This is a genomic window from Pseudomonas sp. P1_A1, assembly GCF_056406935.1.
The window spans coordinates 189,505-212,127 of record NZ_JBFTZE010000005.1 but is presented as its reverse complement, the minus strand read 5'-3'; the positions used below and the strand labels follow the sequence as shown (position 1 = coordinate 212,127).

Here is a 22,623-nt window from a genome sequence, read left to right as displayed (position 1 = left end):
CCTGGAGCTGCCGAAGGCTGCGATCTTTTGCTTTTCGGCTCCCCCAATCAAAGCGACTTCCACAACGAATCAAACTCTTGCGTTACCCCGACCACGCCGCCTTCCGCGGCGTTTTCGTTTCTGGCTACCTCCAGCGAACAGTAGGCAAACTGATTGAAGCTGTTGGTGCTCGTCACCCGTCGCTCCAACTCGGCCGGGCGTTCCTGGCCATTGGTGTTGATCAACACCTTATTACCTTCCTGGAACGGCAGGCGTGGCGCGAGCAGGGTAGCCGGCAGGTCGATGGCGCTGATGGCGGGCAGTAACAGCCCGCGCAAGTACTGACTGTGTTCGTCGCTGGAGCGAATCAGTTGCAGGCCGCAGGGTTCGGCGTAAGGCGCAACTTGCTCGATACCCATCTGCGTGCCGCCGCCCCGTACCTGGCGGATCCAGCGCACTACGGCAACGCTCCAGCCTTGGCCGGCAGTATCCTCGATGCCAACCATTTCGCCAGCCTGCAGCTCGGCAGGCACTGCGCCGGGCCAAGCCAGGCAATAACCGCCAGGGCTGTGATTGATCACCGGTAGCGCGTAGGTAGGGAAATGCTGTTGGCGGTCGAACGCCTCGTGGCTGTCATCGTTCTGAAGGTGTGGATATTCGATCTCTTCGTAGGGCAGCAGTATGTCTGCCGTGCCTTGGGGGGCGGCGTCGAAGGCTTGGTTCCATTGGTCCTTGGCGCGTCCTCCCGGGTTAGTAGCCGAGAACTGCGCGGGACGGGCGCCGGGTTTTTTCAGGATGTCGTTGAACGGGCGTTTGCCGCCGAGATAAAAGTGCAGGGCGCTCATGCCCACGCACAGGGTCAATGTGCCGTGGCCGACGGTGCGCTGGAAACCGCGCTCGGAGGCCTGGCCCCAGGCGGCATGCAGGTGTTGCAGCGTATCCAGATTCAGCCCCGTCGGAACCGGCAGCGGCGATGCCTTGTCGGCTGTTTGTTGCAGACGGGATTCGATGGCTGCGACCAGGGGCTGCGGGTCGATCCCCAACAAGCACTCCTGTTGTTCGGCAGGGAACTTGACGCGATAACGCGGGCCGCTGTCGAGGTCTGGGGCGACGGCAAACAGCCCGTTGTCCGGTTTGTCTGGTTGCAGCTTGATCCTTTGGCTCCAGGGTTCCAGCACCTCGGCGAGCCGGGCGATCTGGTTCTGGCGCAGTTGATTGCAGCGTGAAGCACCCAGCAGGAGGGCGACGACGTAGGCGTGCTCGATGCTCAGGCTTTGCGTCTGGCTGGCCAGTTCATCGCGCACGCTCTGATGTTGCAGCTGATGTTCGCAGCCGATCCGGTACAGCTGATGCAGTTCCAGCCACAGGCCTTCGGGCACCGGGCAATAGAGCTCAGTGGCGCGGATCAACGCGCCGTTCAGGCAATGAATCGCCCGTTGCAACGCCTGGGTCAGTAGCGGTACCCGGTCCTTGCTGAAGTGCTGCGTAATTCGGATGACGATCTGCTTGTAGCCAATCGCCAAGTGGCTCTGCAGCGCCTGGCAAAGGTTGGCAACCTTGCGCGAGCGCTCGTCGAGCACAATGGCTTGATGCAGGAAATGCCGCTCCAGGTGTTTGCAAACGTAATACACCTCGGGCCGCAGCAATTCGAGCAATTGCAGGCGATTGTCGCTGGGTGTGAGCAGTTGGTTGAGTTCATTCAAGCCTTGATACAACTGGCGAGCGGTTTCACCGATGTTGGCTTTGGGCAGGTTGGCGATCCAGCGCTTGAGGTCGCGTGGCGTGGCTTCGCAGAAAGACAGGCGCGACTGTGTCGGGATCGGTGCGCGTAGCAGCAGGGCAGGATTGGTCTCATTCATGCCGTGGACAAACTCCGACCGGGAAATGGGCAACGAATGACTTTGACTGTAGCAGCTATGAGCGCTGGAGGAGGGGGCGCAGCGGGAGGAAATGTCCGATCCCACGAAAGGCGTTCGTGGGATCGGATCGAGGGATCAGGTGGTTGGCTGGCCGATGCCCTGGCCCATCTGCACTGGCGAAAGGGCGCCCAGCCCTTCAGCCCATTTCACTTGATCCGGCCCGAACAGCACGACCGCCGTAGAACCGAGCTTGAAACGACCCAGTTCCGCACCTTTTTCCAAGTGAATCGGCGCACGGGCCGCTTCGTCGTAGCGGAAGGTTTTCAGCTCGCGTTTTGGCGGTGTGACCAAGCCAGCCCAAACGGTTTCGATCGACGCCACAATCATCGCACCCACCAACACCACGGCCATCGGCCCGCGCTCGGTGTCGAAAATGCATGCTACACGCTCGTTGCGGGCGAACAGTTCCGGAACGTTTTCAGCGGTGGTCTGGTTGACCGAGAAGATGCGGCCGGGGATGTAGACCATCTCGCGCAAGGTGCCGGCCAGCGGCATGTGCACACGGTGGTAGTCTTTCGGCGACAGATAAATGGTGGCGAAATCGCCGCCCATGAAGGGCGCCGCGTTGGCTGCGTCGCCACCCAGCAGTTCCAGCACGCTGAAGCTGTGGCCCTTGGCCTGGAAAACGCGACCGTGTTCGATCGGGCCGAGCTGGCTGACCGCACCGTCAGCCGGGCTGAGGATCGCGCCCGGGGTTTGATCCAGCGGGCGAGCGCCGTCTTTCAAGGCGCGGGTGAAGAACGCATTGAAGTGCTCGTAAGCGGTCAGGTCTTCGACCAGCGCCTGGGACATGTCCACTTGATAACGCTTGGCGAACCAGGCGGTAAAGGCGTTCTTGAACCAGCGCACGCGGCATTCGGCAATGCAGCCGGCCAGTCGCGAGAGCAAGTGATGGGGCAGCAGGTATTGGCTGAGGATAAACAAACGCTTATTCATTAACTGTCCTTGAAAAACTTAAATCTCTACGGGCGTGTCAGGGTGGTTGCCCCATTCGCCCCAGGAGCCGGCGTAGCCTTTGACCCGCGGATAACCGAGCGCCTTGGCCACCAGATAGGTGAAGCCAGAACGATGGTGTGTCTGGCAGTGGGTAATGATTTCTTTGTCTTTGGTAATGCCAAGTTGTTCCAGGATTTTCGGCATGTCGGTGCGGATACGCAGGTTGCGTGCCTGATCCATGCCGGCGGTCCATTCGAAATTGACCGCGCCGGGGATGTGCCCGCCCTTGGCCGCCAGCACTTTCTCGCCGGAGTATTCCAGCGGGCCGCGTGCGTCCCAGATCGCCAGGTCAGCAGCGCCGAGGCGGCTTTGCAGGTATTCGCGAGTGGCGACAGGTTCGTCGTGCAGGGTCAGGGCGACCGGGCCGCCGACTGCCGACGGGATCTGGATCGACATGGGCAAGCCTTCCGCCAGCCACGCCGGCAGGCCACCGTTGACGTAGTGATACTTGCTGTGGCCGATGACATCCAGCAGCCAGATAAAACGCCCGGCCCAACCGCCGCCTTCATCGTCATAGACGACATAGACCGCATCGGGGTTGTGCCCCAGTTCGCCGAACAATGCTTCAAGCGCGGCGTGGGTCGGCAACAGGCCAGGCGCAGGCGCCTGACCCAGCTGAGTGCGTTTTGGATCGACAAAGCGTGCACCGGGGATATGCCCTTCGGCATAGCGGGCGCTGCTGGTCAGGTCCACCAGAATCAGTTCGCGGGAGTCGAGACGCGGGAGCAGGTCGCTCGGTTCGATCACCAGCGCCAAGCCAGAGAAGTCAGACATGTGAGGTCTCCAGAGCACAAAGGGGAGGATTGTAGCGCAGCGTCATGAGGGCCTGTTATCAGTTATTTTGGGGCAGGAAATAACCGTAAACAGGCCCTGGCGGTTAATGCCACGCCGTAGCAGCTGTCGAGCTTGCGAGGCTGCGTGCGGCAGCTGCTACACGGCCCTAGCGGTGGCTAAAGCTGTGCAGGGCCTTTTCGATGCATTGAGCGGTTTTGCCGAACGCTTGCACGGTGATTTCCGAGAACGGTCCGCCGCCCTGATCCGCTACCACGATCATGATCACCCGGCCGTTGTTGACCAGTGAACGCAGCAGCAGGTGTTCGCCACTGAATTGGTTACGCAGGCTGGCTGGCAGCAGGGCCGAGAATTGTGCGTTGTTGGCCGGCGTCAGGCGCACCTGGGCCTGTTGCGCGAGCAGGCGTTGCAGCACGGTGCTCTGGCTGACCACCAGGTTCAGGCCGGCCACTTCCTTGGGTAGCCCGGCGGTCTGGTGCACACGCAAATTGGCATGCGTGCGATCGGCCATCAGAATCATCACCCGGCGCATGCCACACGCCACCAGAGCGTCCCGGGCCGACGTGGTCAAGTGCATGGCATTGGTAAAGCGGCTCGGCTCCACCAGCAATTCGGCGCATTGCTTGCGCCACTTCGCCAGGTCTTCGGCGGTCGGCGCCGGCGCGGGCAACAAACCGGCATGAGCGTGGTGCGCACCCGGTGGCCAGATCAGCGATTCGGCCGGGTGCCAGAGGTCCGGCATGGCGTGTTGACGAGCGCTGTTGGCGGCCTGCTGGTGCAATTGTTGTTGCACCTCCTCCATCGGCATTTGCAGGTAAAGGCTGGTCAGGTACTGCCAGCGCTCGCAGTGGGGACTGTCCCAGGCCTGTTGTGCCGCCAGCGCCAGACCGTTGGCCAGCAGCACGGTATTGGCGGGCTGATTGAGCCAGCGGCGCAACGTCGGGTCATCATCGAGGCGGTTCTGTTGGCGCAATGGGTGATCGCTGTCCCGTGCGATGCGCAGGACTTTCACCAGTTCACGTTGTTCGCTGCGCAGCAGCCGATAACCTTGCTGCACCCAGATCGGCAAGTGCCAGGTGTCCACCAGCGCCAGACAGATATCCAGCAGGCGAACACCGAATAATTGCTTCTCGACTTTGCGCGCCGACTCGCCTTTATGGATGACCCGCAACTCCCACTCTTCAAGCAACTGCGGATGGGTCAGCGCCATGGGCCAGAGTGGCGAGAGAAACAGCAGACTGCCCCAGTGGATGTCCTGCCACAGTCGCGCCAGGCGACTGGCAAAAAAACCGTTGGCCTGTTGAGTGGCGTGCTGGCTGATCAGTTGAAGCTGGCGCAGGGCGACGGGGATTTGCAATTGGGGTTCGGCAGGCAGGCGGTCGAGCAGTTCTTCGGTGCGTTTCAAACCGAGGCGATTGATCGCCACCTCAAGGTTTTCAGCCGGCGTGGTCATGCTGCCATGGGTGTGACGGTTGGCTTCGCGAATCACGCTCAAGGCCAGGGCCGGGCTTTCCTGCATCAGGTCGGCGATGTCGCGCAGCGAGCTGCGGTTATCGCGGATCGCTTTGCAGACCCGGTCGTGGCTGGCTTGCGGAACCGGCAGGCGTACGCCATCGAGAAGCTTGACCCAGCTTTCAAGCGTGGTTGGTTTTGGCGTTGGGACGTTCGTTTCGTTAGCCATGTCTGGACGCGATCATCGTCTGCTTTACCTATGCCCTGAACGGGTCAAATTAGCTTTTCGCCTTAACTGGCTATAGTCTGGCGCAGTTTTGCCGATAAGTAGAAGAAGAGATTTTTTAACTTCCGAATATGACCTTGAACCCGACTCAGTAAGTGCTCTCCTACCTATGGCTAAAATTATCGGCATCATCGTCGTATTCGCGAGCGTGCTCGGCGGATACGTGCTTTCCCACGGCAAGATTGCCGCTCTCATCCAGCCTTTCGAGGTGATGATTATCGGTGGCGCGGCCCTTGGCGCCTTCCTGCAGGCCAACCCCGGCCACATGACAATGCACGTGCTCAAGAAGTCCTTGGGCATGTTCAGTTCGCGTTTCAACCACACCTTCTACCTGGAAGTGCTGGGGCTGATTTACGAGATCCTCAACAAGAGCCGTCGCGAAGGCATGATGGCGATCGAAGGCGACATCGAAGATGCCGCCGCGAGCCCGATCTTCGCCAAGTACCCGGCGGTGCTCAAAGACGAACGCATGACCGCGTTCATCTGCGATTACCTGCGCATCATGTCCTCCGGCAACATGGCTCCCCATGAGCTGGAAGGCCTGTTCGACATGGAACTCTATAGCCTCAAGGAAGACCTCGAGCACCCGTCCCATGCGGTGAACGGCATCGCCGACGCCATGCCCGGTTTCGGTATCGTCGCGGCGGTATTGGGGATCGTGGTGACCATGGCATCCCTGGGCGAAGGCGACCAGAAGTCCATCGGTCTGCACGTGGGGGCGGCACTGGTCGGTACCTTCTTCGGTATTCTCGCGGCCTACGGTTTCTTTGGCCCGCTGGCCCACTCCCTGGCTCACGATGCCAAGGAAGAACTGAACACCTACGAAGCCATCAAGGCTTCGCTGGTAGCTTCGGCTTCCGGGATGCCGCCGTCGCTGGCGGTGGAGTTCGGTCGCAAGGTTCTGTACCCGGCGCACCGTCCTAGCTTCGCTGAGCTGGAACAAGCGGTTCGCGGTCGTTAAGTCATGGAAAATAACCAGCCGATAATCATCAAGCGCGTCAAGCGCATCGCCGGAGGGCATCACGGGGGCGCCTGGAAAATCGCCTTCGCGGACTTCGCGACGGCGATGATGGCGTTCTTCCTGGTGTTGTGGCTGCTGTCCACCGCGACGCCTGAACAGAAGATCGCCATCGCCGGTTACTTCAAGGACCCGGTCGGGTTTTCCGAAAGCGGTACGCCGTACATCATCGACCTGGGCGGCACACCGACCCTGGCACCGGAGAACACTCTCAACCCGGAGGTGAAATCTCAGCCGCAGCCAGACAAGGTGACCATCGACGCCGAGCAGGTTGAAGGCATGGCCGAGCAGGTCGAGAAGGAACGCCTGGAGTTGTTGCTGCAAGAGTTGCAGAACAAGGTCAATGAAAACCCGCAATTGCAGAAATTCAAGGACCAGATCCTCTTCGAGATCACCCAGGACGGTTTGCGCATCCAGATCATGGACGCCGAAAACCGCCCGATGTTCGACTCCGGCAGTGCGCGTCTGAAGCCGTACTTCGAAGACATCCTGCTGGCCATGGCCGACACCATCAAAGCGGTGCCGAACAAGATCAGCATCAGCGGCCACACCGATGCCAAGCCGTACTCGGGCACCGGCGATTTCGGCAACTGGGAACTCTCGGCCAACCGCGCCAACGCGGCTCGCCGTGCATTGGTCGCCGGCAGTTATCCGGACGCTCAGGTCGCGCGAGTCGTCGGTTATGCCTCGTCGGCGCTGTTCGACAGGGAGAACCCGTTCAATCCGGTCAACCGCCGGATCGACATCGTGGTGCTGACCAAGAAAGCCCAGCGTGCCATTGAAGGCGAACAAGGTGCCGAGCCGGCGCCAGTGCCGACGCAAGGGCAGGGCGGCCCCGGCGAAGTGCATGCGCCTCCAGCCGATCCGAACGCATTGCCGGCGGATAAAGAACCGCTGCCGGCACACGAACTTCGTGAGCGTTTGAATCTGTTTGATAATCCGGCGCCGAAGCCGGGCGAGCCGCCCAAACCCGCTGTACCGCCCAAGCAATAACCTGCAGAAAAGCCACCTGAGTGGCTTTTCTGTTTCTGGCTGCGTCACTGCAGCGTCGCAATGACTCGACTCACTGCAAGTTTGTTTTCGGAATCATGGAAGATCAGTAATGGAAAGACTCAAGTCCTATTTTCAGCAGCATGGCAATGCGCCCTTCAAGTTTGGTGAAGGGCGGGTCAGTGGCTACATCTCGGCCACACTCGGGCTATTGAGCCTGCTGGCGGTATTCTGCTTTCTCTTTCCTGAATGGCTGACCACCGCCGAACTGCGCAAGGTGTACGACGAACAGTTTGCCCGCACCACGCTATTGCTCGGGCTGGTACTGTCCTTCAGCCTGGGCACCCTGAATATCCTGCTTAACAAGCGCAAGCGCCTGGGGATCACCGGACTTGTCGCCTCGGGTCTGGCGGTGTTTCTCGGCGGCACCAATGTGCAGATCAGTTCGATCGGGCAGACACCGTATTCGCTGGGGCTGGACTGGTTCGTCCTGGCCCTGCTGGTGTCGGCCATCGTCTTTATCCCCCTGGAAAAACTCTATTCCAAGGACCCCGAGCAAAATATTCTGCGTCCGCATTGGCGCACTGACCTGACCTACTTTTTTGTCAGTCATATGCTGGTGCAGTTCATCCTGATTTTTATCACAGCCTCTTCGAGCTATGTGGCCGGTTGGGCGGTGTCGACAGACTTGCAGGCCAGCGTACAAAGCCTGCCGATCGTTGTGCAGTTCTTGCTGGCGGTACTGGTGGCTGACCTCGGTCAGTACTGGCTGCATCGGCTGTATCACGTCGTGCCGTGGTTATGGCGCATGCATGCCGTACATCACTCAAGCACGCACATGGATTGGCTCGCCGGTTCGCGTGTCCACTTCATCGAGATTCTGCTCACCCGTACCGGCGTGCTGGTGCCTTTGATGCTGCTGGGCTTCGCGCCACAGGCGTTGAACGCCTACGTGATTCTGGTCGGCGTACAGGCCGTGCTGGCCCACGCCAATGTGCGGATCAACGGCGGCTGGCTGAATTATGTGATGGTCCTGCCGCGCTATCACCATTGGCATCATGCCCGGCACAAGGATTACATCTACAAGAACTATGCGATCCATACGCCGCTGGTGGATATGCTGTTCGGCACCTTCAAGTTGCCACCCAAGGAGTGGCCGACGCGCTACGGGGTTTTTGGCAAGGACTTGCCGGGCGGTATCCTGCGCCAGCACTTGTACCCGTTCCAGAAGCCTGGCCTGAAGAGCGTCGAACCGAAACCGCCGGCAGCAGTTTCCTGAGGCCAAAAAAAGCCGCGATGATCGCGGCTTTTTTGTCTCTGCTGTATCGTCCTGAATAAGGTTTACACCTTCTGGCTTCTTATCAGGAAGTCGTTATGGACAATCACTCCTTGCCACAGCTTCAACGGCAAAACCGCTGGATTGGATGCCGCTAATCATTTTCGTGGCGTCACGAAAATGATCGGCAAAGGCGGGCAGCGACTGTCGATCTGGAACTCGAATAAGGCAGCAACGAACGGAAGGTGGATTGATTGATTCACCGCGTGATGGGCTGACGGTGCCAACGGTACGAGTGGACAGTCGTGATATCAATAAGCACTTCAGAGATGTGATCTTACTTTCTGTCGGTCTTACAGAAGGAATGACCAAGCTTCCTGAACGAATGGCTCTCGATTTGAAGTTATTTCTTCGCCAAGTGCCTACTGAGCTTGCGTCAAACCCTCACGGTTACAAAAAGGTGGATGGCGATCGTTTGATCAATACCATTCAAGAAGCCTTCAGTCTCAATTAATTCATTGATTTTGCACGGTATCACTGGCGCTGATAGCGTGCATAAATCCTGTTATTTGGCCATTAAGAGGAGCGGTTACTGCTCAACAGCATCATTTGCCTGTGCGTTGTAACTTCCGGGCAACACACCTTCATGACCCCCTTCGTTCAGGGCTATGGCAGCCGCCTACTCAGATGTACACCGTTCGGTCGCGGCACGCTGGTCGCAACGCCAAGGGCCGAAGCATGAGGTGCTGTTGAGCGGCGCGTGTCACCATCGTCACCTCAAGCATGAAGGATTAAACTGCTGCGATTTTCTGCTTCCCAAAATCAAGGATGAAACATGATTCGACCCTCATTTTCTAGCGCGTGGGCGGCGTCCCAACGGATTTACGATGCCCTCAATCCATCTGAAAAAGTTGCGACAGTCATCGGCGGCAATGTTGCAATGAACATTAACAGCCGTGATCCGGCCCTAAGGTGGGTCAACACGTGCGCAGTACGCATGAGTTATATCCTCAATTACTCTGGCTCACTCATACCGCGAATAGTTGGCGAAACCGTGTCTGGCGCTGACAAGCGCTGGTACTTTTATCGCGTCAAAAGCCTGATTGCCTATCTGGAACAGCAATGGGGAAGTGCCGAGACGGTCAGATACCCGGCCGCAAATGGCGGCACCCTGGCGGGCCGGAAGGGACTTATTTTGTTTGAAGTTTCTGGCTGGTCGGACGCTCAGGGGCATGCCACATTGTTTGACGGCAGAATGTGTTATGACCACTGCTATTTCAATGAGCCGGGTGTGAACTATCAAACCGATCGCGCGAACTTCTGGAGTTTGTCTTGATGAAGTATTTGATTGCGGTCTTGGCACTGGCTTGGGCGGCCGCACCTTCCAACAGTTGGGCCAAGGATGATCCGACCAACTCCCCACAGGCAGGCGGGCGCACCTACGCGCAAAATTACAAGGATATGGTGCTGGCAGACTGCATCGCTACAGCCTACAAGAGCGAACCTGAAGCCGCCCAGGACGCCGGAAGCAGTGCCAGCGCGCTTATGGATTGGACCTATTTCGATCTGGAGCAAGCACCTCAAGCCGGTAGAACTCTGGTTGATCGGTTTCTGGCTCGTGATTATCACAATCCACTGGTCGAATCAGAGCGAAAAGGCGTTCGCTTTGAGCTGCTCAAATGCCTGGACCTGTATCACAGCAAAGAATTGGACAGCCAGGTCAGGCAATTGGTCATCAAACCCCAGCACACCTATCGTCAGGACAACCCGCCACGACCCAAAAAGGATTGACCTGCGCCGCGAGTAACCGTTCGGCCATTGGTTGGTCAGCATTGAAATACACAAAAGCCGCGATCATCGCGGCTTTTTTGCACCTGTCAGAACCCGCGTCGGATGCGGTTCTTGAGCTGATCGTGGAACAGCTCTGCATTGCGTCTGTAGGTGCCGTAAAGGGATTCGCTGATCGAATCCAGCGTCATTGAGCGCTTGGTCGCCACTTCTTCACGGTAGGCATCAATGAAAAAGTCCAGATCCTTGTCGGTGCTGAGTTTTGGCCATTTATCGAGGTACAGCGGCAGTTCCGCCGGTCCGGTCTTGAATGAGCAGATCCGCCGGTTGCTGATGGTCGCCTCCCCGATTTCGAACGGCACCCACCAGGAGTGTGCGGTTCTCTCGGAAACGACAGCCAGCAAGTGTGTGCATTCTGTGATGTTGCGGGTGATCACCCCGGTGATGTCGTCGGTAGTCTGGGATTCGGGATCCAGCACATCCAGATAAGTTTTGATGTTTGCCTGCTTCAGGCGAGTGTTGATAGCGATGGCGTGGGGCCGATCGCTATGGCGGTAGCTGATGAATACAGGCATCAGAAATGTCCTTTGAGGGCGAGTTCGCGGTAATAGGAACCGAGCGCCGTGAGGCGGCAACCGGTGGAGTTGATGGCCGCGTAATACATGTGCTCGGCGTCCACCGGTTCGATCAGGCTGTGGCGGTTGCACTTTTGCAGTTGCTTGAAGATGTGGCCGTGGTCCGGGTCGTACGTGGCTTCGGTGGGCTCGTAGCTGGGGTCAAGTGCGTACACCGACTGTGCCTCGGGAAACCACTCGGGCAAGCGGCTTAATATTTCTTCCAGTATCAGCGGCGGGACTTCGCGCAGGGCGATGAATTGCGACACGTTGGTTTTGAACACCGGACGCTGATCCCAGGCGCCCAATGCGTTATCGACGAACGAATACAGGCTGCCAGGCGTGATCTCGCCCAATACGTTGGCGGCGCCGCCGTGAAGCGCTTGCAGCAGCAGTCCGGTGAACACGCCATGGCCGGACTCTTCCAGGGCAGGTTGGGCTTTCTTGCAGGCGGTCAATATCGTCATGCCTTCGCCGATGACGCTGGCGCCACCGCGCAGGCTGCGCATCTCGCCCGCTGCGCCAGCTTCGCAGCAATCGAGAATGATGACTTTGTTTTTGATCTTGTTGGCAGCGTTCGCCCACTGAAGGATGTCGCTGATGCGAATGCCATCGTTGCTGCAGCGGTAATCCTGTGGAATTAGCATGCCTTCATCGATACCGCTTTCGAAGTGGCCATGTCCGGCGAAGTACAGCAGTGCCACATTGCAGTCGCCGGAGAACAATTGCTTGATGTTCTCTTCCAGCATCTGGCGAGTCAGATACTCCTCGGCGGACGTCAGCACCAGGTTTTTGAAGTTGGGCTTACCCGTCGCATGTCGTTCCAGTATCGAGGCCATGGCGATGGCATTATTGTTACAGCCATTGAGCGGCGCGATATGCGAGTAGTGGTTGATACCGATAAACAGTCCCTTGCGCATGATCACACCGCCGTTTGCTGGCGGATGGCGCTGACGATGCTCTTGGTGTTCCACGCGCATTCGGCATGCGCGGCATGGCGCACCACGGCAGAAATCCGCTCGGCACCGAACGGTTTGATCGCGATGATCACCTTGCCCATGCGTTTGGCGATCTCGATTTCCTTGTTGATCCACTTGCTGTAGGTCGAATACATGCCTGCCATGATCAGTACTGCCGAGCAGGGGCGGATCTTGTTTTCGATGGCTTCTTCTAGCTGTTTGTCGGTGCGGGCGCCCATGATCGGGTTGTGCGGTGGCACCGAGAAATTCTTGAAGCTGAAGTCCGGCTCTGCGCCCAGCAGGCGTACGAGATTGTCGTGAGCGTGGGGATAGGTCCACGAATGGCTGATGAACAAATGATAGGTTTGCATGGGGGCTCCTCGGAGTCGCGAAAGTGCGAAGAGGAACCGAATGTAGGCATCTGAATGACGCCCACAAGGCTTGAGCGGTTAAAGAGAAATGTCCTGCAAGCAGGCGCGCGCAGTCCCTTCAGAAAGGTCTGACGTTTAGATTCGGCAGGATTTTGTAAGGCGGAACTGGCGACTGGCAGCCTTTCAGGCTGAGAGTCGCCGGCACACCTGTTTAATAGCTGTTTTCAGGCAAACTGGCGATGATCGACCGGTAGCTGTTCATCCGTTGCTGCTGCACGCGGCCATCTTCCAGGGCCTTGAGCAGGGCGCAGCCCGGTTCGCGGTCGTGTTTGCAGTCACGGAAGCGGCAGGTGCCAAGCAGGTCGTTGAACTCGATGAAGCCGGCTTCGACGTCAGCACGGCTGACGTGACCCAGGCCGAACTCGCGGATACCCGGGGAGTCAATCAGCTCACCGCCACCGGGGAAGTGGAACAGCCGTGCGGTGGTGGTGGTGTGGGTGCCCTGGCCCGACAACTCGGACAGCGGGCCGACGCGGGTTTCGACTTCCGGCAACAGGCTGTTGACCAAAGATGATTTGCCGACACCGGACTGGCCGACGAACACACTGATGTGCCCGTCCAACAGTTTTTGAAGTTGTTCCATGCCGTTGCCGTGGTGCGCCGACACTTCCAGCACCGGGTAACCCAGCGTGCGGTAAACCGCCAGCAAGGCATTCAGCGCCGGGGCGTTCTGCTCGTCGATCAGGTCGAATTTGTTCAGCAGCAACAACGGGCGGATACCCGCGTGTTCCGCGGCAACCAGGTAGCGGTCGATCAGGTTGGCATGAGGCTCGGGCAGCGGGGCGAAGACGATGACGATCATGTCGACGTTGGCCGCCACCGGCTTGAGCTGGCCACGACTGTCCGGGCGGCAGAGCTCGGTTTTGCGCGGCAGTTGCGCCACGATCACGCCGATGCCCTGGTTGCCGGCACGCCATACGACCTGATCGCCGGTCACCAGCGCCGGCAGGTTGGCGCGCAAGTGGCAGCGGAATACCTGGCCGGCCAGCTCGCCATCGAGGGCTTCGACTTCAACCTGTACACCGAAGTGCGCGATCACCAGGCCCGTCTGTTCCGGACCCAGGTCGCCACCCTCAAGTGCCTCGACAGCCGAGGACTCGCGTTTGGCGGCGCGGGCAGCGCGCTCGCCCTGAATCTTTTCGATGCGCCAGTTTTGACGACGATTGAGTTGGCGTTTGGCCATGGGTGTTCCGTATCGAGAATGCAGCGATTAGGTAAAACGGCCGCGAGTTTAGCACGCCCGGCCGCCTCCCTAGGCTAAACTGCGAACCTACGCCGAGGAGCCGACATATGCAGAACCCGCAGAACCTGATCTGGATCGACCTGGAAATGACCGGGCTGAACCCTGATACCGACGTCATCATCGAGATGGCCACCATCGTCACCGACAGTAATTTGAACACCTTGGCTGAAGGTCCGGTGATCGCCATCCATCACAGCGACGAGATCCTCGCCGGCATGGACGAGTGGAATACCCGTCAACACGGCGGCTCCGGGCTGACCCAACGGGTTCGCGACAGCCGCATCAGCATGGCCGAAGCGGAAGCCCAGACCATCGCCTTCCTGGAGAAATGGGTGCCGAAGGGCAAGTCGCCGATCTGTGGCAACAGCATCTGCCAGGACCGTCGCTTCCTTTATACCCACATGAAATCGCTGGAAAGCTATTTCCACTACCGCAACCTCGACGTGTCGACCCTCAAGGAGTTGGCCGCGCGTTGGGCACCGGACGTGCGCGACAGCTTCAAAAAGGGCAGCACCCACCTGGCCCTGGACGACATCCGCGAATCGATCGCCGAGCTGCAGCACTACCGCAAGAATTTCATCAAGTTCTGATTGGGTGGTGCCCGCGAAGAAGGCGACTCGGTCTATCAGAGTAAATGCCCCCTTTTGGTGCCCTGACGATCTGAGTAGACTGCGCGCCTTCTTGTAAGGACCGCCACCATGTTGCTGATGCTCTACCTGATCGCCATTACCGCCGAAGCCATGACTGGCGCCCTGTCTGCGGGGCGTCGCGGCATGGACTGGTTTGGCGTAGTGCTGATTGCATGCGTCACGGCGCTGGGCGGCGGTTCGGTGCGTGATGTGTTGCTTGGGCATTACCCACTGACGTGGGTCAAGCACCCGGAATACCTGGTGCTGACGTCGATCGCAGCGATGTTCACCGTCTTCGCGGCGCGCTGGATGCGCCATCTGCGCTCGCTGTTTCTGGTGCTCGACGCGGTGGGCCTGGTGGCGTTCACCCTGATCGGCTGCATGATCGCCCTGGAAATGGGCCACGGCATGCTGGTGGCCTCGGTCAGCGGCGTGATCACCGGGGTATTCGGTGGCATTCTGCGGGACATCTTCTGCAACGACATCCCGCTGATCTTCCGCCGCGAACTCTACGCCAGCGTCTCGTTTGCCGCGGCGTGGTGCTATTTATTCTGTGTCTATCTGCAATTGCCGGGTGAACAGGCGATCCTGATCACACTATTCGGCGGCTTCCTGCTGCGCTTGCTGGCGATCCGTTTCCACTGGGAAATGCCCAAGTTCGTTTATAACGACGAGGCTTGATCTAAGGTTGCAGGTCGTCTGTACGGTTTACTTTTAATGGGGTAAATCGACTTCAAATGGGGTGATTCATCGTCGAGTTACCCCATTTGTTAAGGGCGTGATCCATTGTTGCCAGCGCGTAACTCATGTTGTTTCAGCGCCCATTCGACATGTTCGCGCACCAGTTCCGACGGATAGTCCCGCCGTGCCTTCAGCGCTTCCAGCACCGGAATGCTCGACGGCGCATTGCCCAGGCCGACCGCCAGGTTGCGCAACCAACGCTCGTAACCGGCCCGACGCAACGGTGAACCTTCGGTACTGCTGAGGAATTTTTCTTCGTCCCACATGAACAGTTCGGCCAGTTCGGCGTTGTCCAGGTTGTGCCGGGGTTTGAAATCACTTTCCCCGGAAGGCCGGGCGAAGCGGTTCCATGGGCAGACGATCTGGCAGTCATCGCAACCGAACACCCGATTGCCGATCAGCGGTCGCAAATCTTCAGGAATCGCGCTTTTCAGTTCGATGGTCAGGTATGAGATGCAGCGACGGGCGTCCAGCACATACGGGCCGACGAAGGCGTTGGTCGGGCAAATGTCCAGGCAGGCTGTGCAGCGACCGCAGTGCTCGGTGGCGTGGGGCGGGTCCACCGGCAGCGGCAGGTCGACGAACAGTTCGCTGAGGAAGAAGTAACTGCCGGCCTTGCGATTCAAGACCAGCGTGTTTTTGCCGATCCAGCCCAGGCCAGCCTGTTCGGCGATGGCCTTTTCCAGCACCGGGGCGCTGTCGACGAAGGCGCGGTAGCCGAACGGGCCAACCACTGCCTGGATTTTTTCCGCCAGTTGTTGCACGCGTTTACGAATTAATTTGTGGTAATCGCGGCCCAAGGCATAACGCGAGACGTAGGCTTTTTCCGGTTGGGCCAGCCGTTGTGCCATGTGCGTGTCGCCCGGCAGGTAGTCCATGCGCAGGGAAACCACGCGCAGGGTGCCCGGCACCAGTTCTTCCGGGTGCGAGCGTTTGCTGCCATGGGCGCCCATGTAATCCATTTCGCCGTGGTAGCCAGCGGCGAGCCAGCGCTCCAGGTGCTGCTCATGCTCGGCCAGGTCGAGGCCGCTGATGCCGACTTGCTGAAAGCCCAGCTCGCGGCCCCAGTCCTTGATGGATTGTGCGAGAGCGGGCAGGTCTGTGGTAATAGCGGGCATGAGGCGAGAGAAACCGGAGCTGAGATGCGTATAATTCTGCCAGACATCGGAGCCTGAAGACGCATGCCGCACACTAAAGATGAATTACCCGACGCGCTGTATAGCGCCGCGCAAGTCCGAGGGCTCGATGCGAGTGTGATCGCGGCCGGTACACCGGGCTTCGAATTGATGCAGCGTGCGGCACGGGCGACCTGGCGTGCGCTGGTCCGCCATTGGCCGACGGCACACGAATTGAGCGTGGTGGCCGGTCACGGCAATAACGCGGGCGACGGTTATCTGGTGGCGGTGCTGGCCCGACGCGCCGGCTGGCATGTGCGGGTATTGGCGGCTGGCGACCCAGGGCGTTTGCAAGGCGATGCCGCGTCGGCCCATGCCGAGGCGGTGGCCGAAGGTGTCGCCATTCAAAGCTGGAGCCCGCACTCCGAGTTACGCGGCATTGTGCTGGACGCCTTGCTCGGCACCGGCCTGACCGGGGAAGTGCGCGAGCCGTACGCCAGCGTCATCGCCGCGATCAACGCCAGTGGGTTACCGGTTGCGGCGGTGGATATCCCCTCGGGGCTGTGCGCCGATACGGGGCGCCAGCTCGGCATTGCGGTTCGAGCAGACCTGACGGTGACGTTCATCGGGTTGAAGGTGGGGCTGTTCACCGGTGACGCGGCGGACGTGGTGGGCGATTTGGTATTCAACGATCTGCACGTCGCCCCCGAGACATTTATTGGGGCCGAGATCAGTGCGCGTCGCCTGACGGCCGGTAATGTGCCGCGTCTGACCGGCCGCGCTCCAACTGCCCACAAAGGCAAATTCGGTCACGTATTGCTCGTTGGCGGTGATCGCGGTTTTGGCGGCGCCATCCTGCTTAGTGCACAAAGTGCCCTGCGCAGCGGTGCCGGCATGGTGTCCGTGGCCACCCGCAGCGAGCATGTTCCGGCCGCCCTGGCGCGTTTGCCGGAAGCCATGGTGCTCGGCACGTCGTCGGCCAATCAATTGATGGGCCTGCTGGAGAAGGCCACGGTGCTGGTCGTCGGCCCGGGGCTGGGGCAGGCCGCCTGGGGACGCAGTCTGTTGTCGGCCGCGGCCAATGCGTCGCAGCCACAAGTCTGGGATGCCGATGCGTTGAACCTGTTGGCCGAAGGTGGCGTGAGCTTGCCCGCAGGTAGTGTCATCACGCCGCATCCGGGCGAAGCGGCACGATTGCTGGGGATATCGACAGCCGCCGTACAGGCTGACCGCCCGGCTGCCGCCCATGCGTTGAGCAAAAAATATACAGCGGTGGTGGTGCTCAAGGGCGCTGGCAGTTTGATCGCTAGCCCCGATGGGCGCCTGGCGTTGTGTCATCAGGGTCATCCGGCCATGGCCAGCGCAGGTTTGGGCGATGTGCTGGCCGGTCTGGTGGGTGCCTTGCTCGCTCAGGGCCTGGACGCGTATGACGCGGCATGCCTGGCGGTCTGGCTGCACGCCAACGCCGGCGAGCAACAAGGTAAATTCGGCCGCGGGCTGGCGGCCAGTGATCTGATTCCAGCCATTCGTCAGTTGTTGGAGGAGCAAGCACCGTGTCTGAAGTAACCCTGTACCTGGCTGATGAGCAGGCCATGAGCGATTTTGGCGCACGTATCGCCAAAACCACCGGAGGGCACGGTCTGATCTTTCTTGAAGGGGATCTGGGCGCGGGGAAAACCACACTGTCCCGGGGCATCATCCGTGGCCTGGGGCATATCGGCGCGGTAAAAAGTCCGACCTTTACCCTGGTCGAGCCTTACGAGATCGGCGCCGTCCGCGCCTTCCATTTCGACTTATATCGATTGGTCGACCCCGAGGAGCTGGAGTACCTCGGCATCCGCGACTATTTCGATGACGACGCATTATGTCTTATTGAATGGCCCCAGAAGGGTGCAGGCTTTTTGCCAAAGCCCGACCTGACCATTACCATTAGCCCGCAAGACAGCGGGCGTTCGCTGAGAATTTTGCCCCAGGGCTCGCGTGGCGAGTCGTGGTGTGCCGTTTTGGCATTGGAATCCAAATAAATGATGGGGTTAGGTATGCGCTTTCGCGCGTTGGTTGCTGCCGTAGGGGTGTTGTTTTTGGCGGTGACCGTCGACGCTGTGGCCGAGACGAAGGTCAACAGTGTTCGCCTTTGGCGGGCGCCGGATAACACTCGACTGGTGTTCGACCTGACGGGGCCTGTCCAGCACAGCGTCTTTACCCTGACCGCACCGGATCGGCTGGTAATCGACATCAATGGCGCGACGCTCGGCTCGCCACTGAACGTCTCCACGGCCAACACGCCGATCACGGCAATGCGTTCGGCTCAGCGTACGCCGACCGATTTGCGGGTGGTCATCGACCTGAAAAAAGCCGTCACGCCGAAAAGCTTCACCTTGGCGCCGAACGCCCAGTACGGCAATCGCCTGGTAGTCGACCTGTTCGACAACGCGGCCGACGCCGCGCCATCGCCTGCGCCAACACCGTCTGTGGCCACGGTACCCGCCGTACCCGTCACGCCGTCCGAGCCTTCGATCAAGCTGCCACCTGCACCGGCTGGCAAGCGCGACATTATCGTGGTGATCGATGCCGGTCACGGCGGCGAAGACCCGGGCGCCTCGGGCTCTCGCGGTCAGCGTGAAAAAGACGTGGTGTTGGCCATCGCCCGTGAACTGCAGCGTCAGGTCAATGGCATGAAAGGTTTCCGCGCCGAACTGACCCGTACTGGCGACTACTTCATTCCGTTGCGCGGTCGTACCGAAATCGCCCGCAAGAAGGGCGCCGACCTGTTCGTCTCGATCCACGCCGACGCCGCGCCTTCAGCCGCTGCGTTCGGTGCGTCGGTGTTTGCCCTGTCTGACCGCGGCGCTACGTCGGAGACCGCCCGTTGGCTGGCCGACAGCGAAAACCGTTCCGACTTGATCGGCGGTGCCGGCAACGTCAGCCTCGACGACAAGGACCGGATGCTCGCCGGCGTGCTGCTCGACCTGTCGATGACCGCTTCCCTGACTTCCAGTCTGAACGTTGGCCAGAAAGTCTTGAGCAACATCGGTCGCGTCACGCCGCTGCACAAACAACGTGTCGAGCAAGCCGGGTTCATGGTGTTGAAGTCGCCGGACATCCCGTCGATCCTGGTGGAAACCGGGTTCATCTCCAACGCCAACGAAGCCTCGAAACTCGCGGCATCGAGTCACCAGCAGGCGCTGGCGCGCTCCATCAGCAGCGGCGTGCGGCAATTCTTCCAGCAGAACCCGCCGCCGGGCACTTACATTGCCTGGCTGCGCGATTCCGGCAAGATCGCCCAAGGCCCGCGTGACCATCGCGTGAGCCCCGGCGAAACCCTGGCGATGATCGCTGTGCGTTATCAGGTGTCTGCGGCCACCTTGCGCAGTGCCAACAACTTGCAAAGTGACGAACTGAAGATTGGTCAGACGTTGACCATTCCAGGCACTGAACTGGCGGCCAAAGAATGAACCAGGTGCTGACCAACACGGCGCGTATCGAGCTACTCAGCCCACGGCTGGCGAACCAGATTGCCGCTGGTGAAGTGGTTGAGCGCCCGGCCTCGGTGATCAAGGAGTTGCTGGAAAACAGCCTCGACTCCGGCGCCAAACGCATCGATGTCGATGTGGAGCAGGGCGGTGTCAAGCTGCTGCGGGTACGCGACGATGGCAGCGGCATTTCCGCCGATGACCTGCCTTTGGCCCTGGCCCGTCACGCCACCAGCAAGATTCGCAACCTGGAAGACCTCGAACAGGTCATGAGCCTGGGGTTTCGTGGTGAGGCGCTGGCCTCCATCAGTTCCGTGGCGCGTCTGACCCTGACTTCCCGCACTCGCGACGCCGATCAAGCCTGGCAGGTGGAAACCGAAGGCCGGGACATGGCGGCTCGCGTGCAACCAGCGGCCCATCCGGTGGGCACTTCGGTGGAAGTGCGCGATTTGTTCTTCAATACCCCGGCGCGCCGCAAGTTTCTCAAGACCGAAAAAACCGAATTCGATCACCTGCAAGAAGTGATCAAGCGTCTGGCGCTGGCGCGGTTCGATGTGGCGTTCCATCTGCGTCACAACGGCAAAACCATCCTCAGTCTGCACGAAGCCCATGATGACGCGGCCCGCGCCCGGCGTGTGGCGGCGATCTGTGGGGCGGGCTTTCTGGAGCAGGCGCTGCCGATCGAAATCGAACGCAATGGCCTGCATTTGTGGGGTTGGGTCGGGTTGCCGACCTTCAACCGCAGCCAGGCGGATTTGCAGTATTTCTTTGTGAATGGCCGTGCCGTGCGCGACAAACTGGTAGCACACGCGGTGCGCCAGGCGTATCGCGACGTGCTGTTCAACGGTCGGCACCCGACATTCGTGCTGTTTTTCGAAGTCGATCCGGCGGGCGTCGACGTCAACGTGCACCCGACCAAACACGAAGTTCGTTTCCGTGACGGGCGCATGGTTCACGACTTCCTTTACGGCACTTTGCATCGTGCCTTGGGTGATGTGCGGCCGGAAGACCAGTTGGCCGCGCCTGTCGCGACAGCTATGGTCCGGCCAACCGGTATCGAAGCCGGCGAGTTCGGCCCGCAGGGCGAGATGCGTCTGGCGGCCAATGCGCTGCTGGAGCAGCCTCAGGCTCAGCCGTCCTTCAATACTTCGGCGGGCTCTGGCGCCGGTGCCGGTTATCAGTATCAATACACGCCGCGGCCTCAGTCCGGCGTGCCCGTCGCCGAAGCTCAGGCGGCCTATCGCGAGTTCTTCGCGCCGTTACCCGAAGCCAACGCAGTCGCGCTGCCGGCCGGGCAGGACGACATTCCGCCGCTGGGTTATGCACTGGCGCAGCTCAAGGGCATCTACATTCTTTCGGAAAACGCCCAGGGCCTGGTGCTGGTAGACATGCATGCCGCCCATGAGCGGATCATGTACGAACGCCTGAAAGTCGCCATGGCCAGCGAAGGCCTGAGCGGTCAGCCGTTGCTGGTGCCGGAGTCCCTGGCGGTCAGCCAGCGCGAAGCCGATTGCGCAGAAGAAAACGTCGCCTGGTTCCAGCGTCTTGGTTTTGAATTGCAGCGCCTTGGCCCGGAAACCCTGGCCATCCGGCAAATCCCCGCGTTGCTGAAACAGGCCGAGGCCAACCGACTGGTTAGCGATGTGCTGGCGGATTTGATGGAATACGGCACCAGCGACCGGATTCAGGCGCACCTGAACGAACTGCTCGGCACCATGGCCTGCCACGGTGCGATTCGCGCGAATCGGCGCCTGGCCTTGCCGGAAATGAACGGTCTGCTGCGGGACATGGAAAACACCGAGCGCAGCGGTCAATGCAACCATGGCCGACCGACCTGGACCCAACTGGGCCTGGACGATCTGGACAAACTGTTCTTGCGCGGTCGTTGATGAGCCAGTTCCCTCCCGCGATTTTCCTGATGGGGCCGACGGCCGCCGGCAAGACCGACCTGGCCATCGAACTCACCAAGGTCCTGCCCTGCGAGCTGATCAGTGTCGATTCGGCGCTGGTTTATCGCGGCATGGACATCGGCACCGCCAAGCCCTCCAAAGAGATCCTGGCCGAATTCCCGCATCGTCTGATCGACATTCTCGACCCGGCCGAGAGTTATTCCGCCGCGGATTTCCGTCGCGATGCGTTGCAAGCCATGGGCGAGATCACCGCGCGGGGCAATATTCCGCTGCTGGTGGGCGGCACAATGCTCTATTACAAGGCTTTGCTCGAAGGTCTGGCCGACATGCCGGCGGCCGATGCGGACGTTCGTGCGCAAATCGAAGAAGAGGCTGCACGCCTTGGCTGGCAAGCCCTGCACGATCAATTGGCGGTGATTGATCCGCAATCCGCGGCGAGAATTCACCCGAACGATCCGCAGCGCCTCAGTCGTGCACTGGAAGTTTATCGCGTCAGCGGTCAGAGCATGACTGAGCTACGCTTGCGACAATCTGCGCAAAGTACTGAAGCAGCCGCTTCGGGACTGCAACAATTGCCCTATACTGTCGCGAACTTGGCCATCGCTCCGGCAAATCGCCAAGTACTGCACGAGCGCATTAAACAAAGATTCACAAATATGTTGGAACAGGGATTCGTCGACGAGGTCGTAGCCCTGCGAGATAGAGGTGACTTGCATTCCGGGTTGCCGTCTATACGTGCTGTAGGCTATCGACAAGTCTGGGATTACCTGGATGGCAAGCTGACGCAAGCCGAGATGCAGGAGCGTGGAATCATTGCCACGCGCCAATTGGCGAAGCGCCAGTTCACCTGGCTGCGCAGTTGGGCTGATTTACACTGGTTGGACAGCCTCGATTGCGACAATCTGCCGCGCGCCTTGAAATACCTCGGGACCATCTCCATATTGAGCTGAGTCCTTGCAATTGCCGTCTATCCTTGGGGGTGTGACGGCCCCAAGCCATCTGTTTACCTATT

At 59.9% G+C, this 22,623-nt stretch carries 22 protein-coding genes; 13 read left to right on the top strand and 9 right to left on the bottom strand.

The annotated features are described in order from the left end of the window. Positions 1 to 47 precede the first annotated feature (47 nt). The 4 genes from AC1D2Q_RS09940 to AC1D2Q_RS09925 all read right to left on the bottom strand — a co-directional run bounded on the left by AC1D2Q_RS09940 (position 48) and on the right by AC1D2Q_RS09925 (position 5,367). A complete protein-coding gene (locus AC1D2Q_RS09940) occupies positions 48 to 1,838 on the bottom strand; it encodes a molecular chaperone (protein WP_477813076.1) in 1,791 nt (596 codons plus the stop codon). Positions 1,839 to 1,973: 135 nt separating this feature from the next. Then, complete coding sequence (gene asd, locus AC1D2Q_RS09935) at positions 1,974 to 2,834, bottom strand: archaetidylserine decarboxylase (RefSeq protein ID WP_477813075.1); 861 nt, start codon at positions 2,832 to 2,834, stop codon at positions 1,974 to 1,976. An 18-nt stretch (positions 2,835 to 2,852) separates the two neighbouring features. After that, on the bottom strand, positions 2,853 to 3,668 hold the full coding sequence (gene rhdA / locus AC1D2Q_RS09930) for a thiosulfate sulfurtransferase (protein ID WP_477813074.1): 816 nt from the start codon (positions 3,666 to 3,668) through the stop codon (positions 2,853 to 2,855). Positions 3,669 to 3,834: 166 nt separating this feature from the next. Then, entirely contained in the window at positions 3,835 to 5,367 is a 1,533-nt protein-coding gene (locus tag AC1D2Q_RS09925) for an HDOD domain-containing protein (RefSeq protein WP_477813073.1), read from the bottom strand. A gap of 166 nt (positions 5,368 to 5,533) precedes the next feature. On the opposite strand from AC1D2Q_RS09925, the gene motA reads away from it, so the two are divergent. The 6 genes from motA to AC1D2Q_RS09895 all read left to right on the top strand — a co-directional run bounded on the left by motA (position 5,534) and on the right by AC1D2Q_RS09895 (position 10,499). Beyond that, positions 5,534 to 6,385 (top strand): flagellar motor stator protein MotA, encoded by an 852-nt coding sequence (gene motA, locus AC1D2Q_RS09920; protein WP_018928515.1) that lies wholly within the window; start codon positions 5,534 to 5,536, stop codon positions 6,383 to 6,385. Positions 6,386 to 6,388: 3 nt separating this feature from the next. Continuing rightward, complete coding sequence (gene motB, locus AC1D2Q_RS09915) at positions 6,389 to 7,435, top strand: flagellar motor protein MotB (protein WP_477813072.1); 1,047 nt, start codon at positions 6,389 to 6,391, stop codon at positions 7,433 to 7,435. A gap of 109 nt (positions 7,436 to 7,544) precedes the next feature. Beyond that, complete coding sequence (locus AC1D2Q_RS09910) at positions 7,545 to 8,711, top strand: sterol desaturase family protein (protein ID WP_477813071.1); 1,167 nt, start codon at positions 7,545 to 7,547, stop codon at positions 8,709 to 8,711. A gap of 247 nt (positions 8,712 to 8,958) precedes the next feature. Further along, positions 8,959 to 9,222, top strand: a complete 264-nt coding sequence (locus AC1D2Q_RS09905; RefSeq protein ID WP_477813070.1) for a hypothetical protein — start codon at positions 8,959 to 8,961, stop codon at positions 9,220 to 9,222. 321 nt (positions 9,223 to 9,543) lie between these two features. Beyond that, positions 9,544 to 10,044 carry a type VI secretion system amidase effector protein Tae4 gene (locus tag AC1D2Q_RS09900; protein ID WP_477813069.1) on the top strand — a complete coding sequence of 167 codons (501 nt, stop codon included), beginning with the start codon at positions 9,544 to 9,546 and terminating at the stop codon, positions 10,042 to 10,044. Next, positions 10,044 to 10,499: a type VI secretion system amidase immunity protein Tai4 gene (locus AC1D2Q_RS09895; protein WP_477813068.1), complete on the top strand. Its 456-nt coding sequence runs from the start codon at positions 10,044 to 10,046 to the stop codon at positions 10,497 to 10,499. Before AC1D2Q_RS09900 ends, AC1D2Q_RS09895 begins: the two co-directional genes overlap by 1 nt. An 86-nt stretch (positions 10,500 to 10,585) precedes the next feature. Here AC1D2Q_RS09895 and AC1D2Q_RS09890 read toward each other — a convergent pair whose 3' ends face one another. The 4 genes from AC1D2Q_RS09890 to rsgA all read right to left on the bottom strand — a co-directional run bounded on the left by AC1D2Q_RS09890 (position 10,586) and on the right by rsgA (position 13,683). Beyond that, the gene (locus AC1D2Q_RS09890) at positions 10,586 to 11,071 is read right to left on the bottom strand and encodes a toll/interleukin-1 receptor domain-containing protein (RefSeq protein ID WP_477813067.1); all 486 of its coding nucleotides are present in this window, start codon (positions 11,069 to 11,071) and stop codon (positions 10,586 to 10,588) included. Continuing rightward, positions 11,071 to 12,030 (bottom strand): caspase family protein, encoded by a 960-nt coding sequence (locus AC1D2Q_RS09885; protein WP_477813066.1) that lies wholly within the window; start codon positions 12,028 to 12,030, stop codon positions 11,071 to 11,073. Before AC1D2Q_RS09885 ends, AC1D2Q_RS09890 begins: the two co-directional genes overlap by 1 nt. A gap of 2 nt (positions 12,031 to 12,032) precedes the next feature. Beyond that, positions 12,033 to 12,440: a TIR domain-containing protein gene (locus AC1D2Q_RS09880; RefSeq protein ID WP_477813065.1), complete on the bottom strand. Its 408-nt coding sequence runs from the start codon at positions 12,438 to 12,440 to the stop codon at positions 12,033 to 12,035. Between the two features lie 211 nt (positions 12,441 to 12,651). Then, entirely contained in the window at positions 12,652 to 13,683 is a 1,032-nt protein-coding gene (rsgA, locus tag AC1D2Q_RS09875; RefSeq protein WP_018928510.1) for a small ribosomal subunit biogenesis GTPase RsgA, read from the bottom strand. A gap of 107 nt (positions 13,684 to 13,790) precedes the next feature. On the opposite strand from rsgA, the gene orn reads away from it, so the two are divergent. Further along, a complete protein-coding gene (orn, locus tag AC1D2Q_RS09870; RefSeq protein WP_018928509.1) occupies positions 13,791 to 14,333 on the top strand; it encodes an oligoribonuclease in 543 nt (180 codons plus the stop codon). A 108-nt stretch (positions 14,334 to 14,441) separates the two neighbouring features. Then, positions 14,442 to 15,053 carry a trimeric intracellular cation channel family protein gene (locus AC1D2Q_RS09865; RefSeq protein WP_028940166.1) on the top strand — a complete coding sequence of 204 codons (612 nt, stop codon included), beginning with the start codon at positions 14,442 to 14,444 and terminating at the stop codon, positions 15,051 to 15,053. An 89-nt stretch (positions 15,054 to 15,142) separates the two neighbouring features. Here AC1D2Q_RS09865 and queG read toward each other — a convergent pair whose 3' ends face one another. Then, on the bottom strand, positions 15,143 to 16,231 hold the full coding sequence (queG, locus tag AC1D2Q_RS09860) for a tRNA epoxyqueuosine(34) reductase QueG (RefSeq protein WP_477813064.1): 1,089 nt from the start codon (positions 16,229 to 16,231) through the stop codon (positions 15,143 to 15,145). A gap of 63 nt (positions 16,232 to 16,294) precedes the next feature. Here queG and AC1D2Q_RS09855 point away from each other — a divergent pair, with 63 nt between their 5' ends. From AC1D2Q_RS09855 to miaA, 5 genes are read left to right on the top strand one after another with little or no spacing between them, the layout of a single operon-like run. Continuing rightward, on the top strand, positions 16,295 to 17,794 hold the full coding sequence (locus tag AC1D2Q_RS09855) for an NAD(P)H-hydrate dehydratase (RefSeq protein ID WP_477813063.1): 1,500 nt from the start codon (positions 16,295 to 16,297) through the stop codon (positions 17,792 to 17,794). Further along, the gene (gene tsaE, locus AC1D2Q_RS09850; RefSeq protein ID WP_477813062.1) at positions 17,782 to 18,252 is read left to right on the top strand and encodes a tRNA (adenosine(37)-N6)-threonylcarbamoyltransferase complex ATPase subunit type 1 TsaE; all 471 of its coding nucleotides are present in this window, start codon (positions 17,782 to 17,784) and stop codon (positions 18,250 to 18,252) included. The genes AC1D2Q_RS09855 and tsaE overlap by 13 nt, the downstream gene beginning before the upstream one ends. After that, complete coding sequence (locus AC1D2Q_RS09845; RefSeq protein ID WP_477813061.1) at positions 18,253 to 19,683, top strand: N-acetylmuramoyl-L-alanine amidase; 1,431 nt, start codon at positions 18,253 to 18,255, stop codon at positions 19,681 to 19,683. Beyond that, complete coding sequence (mutL, locus tag AC1D2Q_RS09840) at positions 19,680 to 21,590, top strand: DNA mismatch repair endonuclease MutL (RefSeq protein WP_018928503.1); 1,911 nt, start codon at positions 19,680 to 19,682, stop codon at positions 21,588 to 21,590. The genes AC1D2Q_RS09845 and mutL overlap by 4 nt, the downstream gene beginning before the upstream one ends. Further along, positions 21,590 to 22,561 carry a tRNA (adenosine(37)-N6)-dimethylallyltransferase MiaA gene (gene miaA / locus AC1D2Q_RS09835; protein ID WP_086944079.1) on the top strand — a complete coding sequence of 324 codons (972 nt, stop codon included), beginning with the start codon at positions 21,590 to 21,592 and terminating at the stop codon, positions 22,559 to 22,561. The genes mutL and miaA overlap by 1 nt, the downstream gene beginning before the upstream one ends. The last annotated feature ends 62 nt before the right edge of the window (positions 22,562 to 22,623 follow it).